Annotated in this window: 2 protein-coding genes; one reads left to right on the top strand and one right to left on the bottom strand. The window is 31.8% G+C overall.

Features of this window, described 5'->3' with window-relative positions:
* Positions 1–193 precede the first annotated feature (193 nt).
* Positions 194–1,849, bottom strand: a complete 1,656-nt coding sequence (locus KNP87_RS17110) for a DUF262 domain-containing protein (protein ID WP_214722384.1) — start codon at positions 1,847–1,849, stop codon at positions 194–196.
* A gap of 152 nt (positions 1,850–2,001) precedes the next feature.
* On the opposite strand from KNP87_RS17110, the gene KNP87_RS17105 reads away from it, so the two are divergent.
* Positions 2,002–3,021, top strand: a complete 1,020-nt coding sequence (locus KNP87_RS17105; protein WP_214722383.1) for a hypothetical protein — start codon at positions 2,002–2,004, stop codon at positions 3,019–3,021.
* Positions 3,022–3,115 lie beyond the last annotated feature (94 nt).

The raw sequence follows: 3,115 nt of genomic DNA, 5'->3' as shown, positions 1-3,115 counted from the left end.
CAATAGCGAACGAAGACAATGGAAACTACAAAAGATGACTCCGGTACAATACCGAAGCCATCTCATAGCAGCTTAAAACGTTAAGGGTGCTTTTATTAAACTGTCCAAACTCTAGGGCTCAGTTCAGATAATGTACTCAAATGGCTTTTTTAATTTAATTAATCAAAATAATAGGCTTGTTTTAAAAGCATGATCACCAAATAGTTAAGGCATGATCTGTAAAGCGTTTTTGACGAAGATTGATTTCTGTTGTTCCCCAATCTGAATATGTTAATAAGTCTTGTGTGATTTTTATTTCGCTTTTTTGATACATTTTCTTTTTGTTGTCGAATAAACTGTTCGAAATTTTTCTATTGAACTCACTTCCCAATAAAGTAAGGTTACCAAGCTTATTTACGAAGTCTTCGTGATCATAAATAATCCATTCTCCTTTTGTTTGTGGGAGAATATGCTCGATATGAACATCGACAGAATCAGAAATAATAGTTTCATTAGTCGAATTTAAATTATTAATTTCTTTTAAAATGTACCGGATAATTGGCTTATTCTTAGTTTCCAAAGTCGAAAAGTGATTTTTAAATGCTTCATTTGAAATTTTATAGTTGTTTAAATCATTTACAATATCGTTTTTAGTTGCATTTTTAGTAGATATAGCAACAGCACATTCAGCGAAAATCAATTCATATTTATTGGCAGCATTTTTAGCAATAATGATATTCCGGAAAATTAATTTTTCAATAGAAGAGATCACGTCAAAAATATCTTCTTCATCCCAATTTTTTAAATACATAGCAAACACAATTGGATAAAAAGAAGTAGCGTTAAAGGTTCTCAAATTTTTTAAGGATGCATTTAAAGATTTGTTATTAAATACACTAGTACCAGTATTTGTATTAAGTGTTGTATATACATCGGATAGGTTTTCTAGATTGCTGATTAGTGCAATTACTTGACCTTCAGTATTTATTTTCATTTTCATTCTACGGAATAAGTTTTGGGTTCGCGTAAATGTTTCAATAGAATTCCAATAATAACGAATGAATTTTGTTGCTTCAGAAGTACCAATATTATCAGCGATTTTTTCCCACTTATTTTTAACAGACTCTATTTGCGATTTTGAAGTTTTGAATAAATGATTCTTCAACAGATCAGATGTTTCTAAACCCTTACCTCTAGCATTCAAAGACTCGAAAATAATAAATGCTTCCTCAAGAGAAGAGGTTTCAACATACATGACCTTGAACTTGCTGATAAAAGAAGTGAAAAATTCTTTCAGAATAATAAATTGATCTTGAGGAGAAATACCATTAATCTCGTCCCGCAACTTTTCATCCAGTAATAAATAAGCTTCTTTCATTCTTTTTTGAGCACGATTTTTAGGTTTCTGCTCATCAAAACTTTTGGTGCGTGCCTGAATAAAAGTTCTAAAAAAGTCTGAATCGGTCAAAGCCGGTTTAAATTGAAGGCGATCATTAGAAGGAGTCCAACGACCAATAAATTTAATTTTAATGTCTTCTGCAATTTCTTCCGCATCAGCGATATCCTGCCCAGTCAATTCCAAAGCTAATTCTTTTAGAACGCTTAAAAAAATGATTGAAGTCGTAGTTCTTTGTTGACCATCAATTATGTACTTTACAGTACTGCTCTCCACTTCATTTTCATCATGAACTACAATTTGTCCAAAAAAATGCTCTGTTTCATTTGAATCTCGAAGTGCTTTCAAATCACTCCAAAAATCTAAAATTTGAGATTCTTCCCATGAGTATTCACGCTGATAATCTGGAATATGATATGTATTTTCCTGAATAAAAGCTCCTAAAGTTTTAAAAGCATAATTTTTAATTGCCATATGAGATGCCTGCTTTCTTTAATTAAAATTAAATATATTTAAAATTAAATAGAGTAATTACAATAATTTTCAAAATATAGATCTATGATAACCTATACCGTATAATTGGAACAATGAGGAAATAATGAAATTAAAATTAGAGGTGAAATTAAGTGCTGTTAAATGAAACGAATTACTGGAGATTTTCAAAGATACCTAACATTGAAGAATCAAATTTTAATAAAGTTCTTGAAAGATTTTATGATATGAAAGTAACCGGATTAGTGCGAGAAAATATTCAGAATTCACTTGATGGAAAACTTAAAAGTTATGAAGGTCCTGTAAGTGTAAAGATTCAAACAGGTGAACTGGAAACAAGATGTATTCCGGGTAACGAAGAATTGATTGATCGAATCAGAGCATTACAGGGGCGAAACAGTTACACAAAAGAAGCTATTCGTCACATGCTTAATAAAGTTGATCAAAGATCTGTATCTTATATCTCGTTTGAAGATCAAAATACTAAAGGTCTTACAGGTGCAAGTTACGGTCAAAGTAATTCAAAAGAACATACGTGGGGAATTTATGCATATAACAAAGGAGTTCATTTTGAAGAATCCGACAGCACAATTGAGACTGCGCGGGGAGGGTCACACGGAGTAGGGAAAATTGCATCTAATGCGGCGTCTGATATTCATCTTATGTTTTTTGCTAACTGTGATCAAAACGGGGAACAACACCTGGGAGGAACGATTCAATTAATTGAACATGCATACAAAGATCAATATTACCGGGCGAGCGGCTATTTTGCTAAGCTTCAGCAGGATAATGATACATCTACTAAATTTATGCCTTTTAAAAATGAATTCCACGAAGTATTTTCAAAAACTACAAGAGGACTAAAAATTATCATTCCATACTTAAGAAAAGGATATGCTGAAACTGATGATATTATCACCAGTGTTTGTGACAGTTTCTTTATGTCCATTATTGAAGGTAAATTAGAGGTAGAAGTAAATAATATTAAAATTAACTCAGATACCATTCATGACATAGTCACTAGTTCAACGTATTACGAACAAAAGATTGAAGAAATCAAGAAAATTTTTACCCCTCTTTACGTTAATACATATTTAGAAAAAGCACCGCAAAATCTTGTGATTGAACTGAGCCCTAGAGTTTGGACAGTTTAATAAAAGCACCCTTAACGTTTTAAGATGCTATGAGATGGCTTCGGTATTGTACCGGAGTCATCTTTTGTAGTTTCCATTGTCTTCGTTCGCTATT

It is taken from the genome of Exiguobacterium sp. s192 (assembly GCF_018618795.1).
In the GTDB taxonomy this organism is placed as follows: Bacteria; Bacillota; Bacilli; order Exiguobacteriales; family Exiguobacteriaceae; genus Exiguobacterium_A; species Exiguobacterium_A undae.
Note: the sequence above shows the minus strand (reverse complement) of the source record. Positions and strands in the feature narration are given on the sequence as shown.

Coding starts and splice junctions, on each gene's coding strand:
- KNP87_RS17110 (WP_214722384.1), bottom strand. CDS start 1,849: ATGGCAATTAAAAATTATGCTTTTAAAACTTTAGGAGCTTTTATTCAG.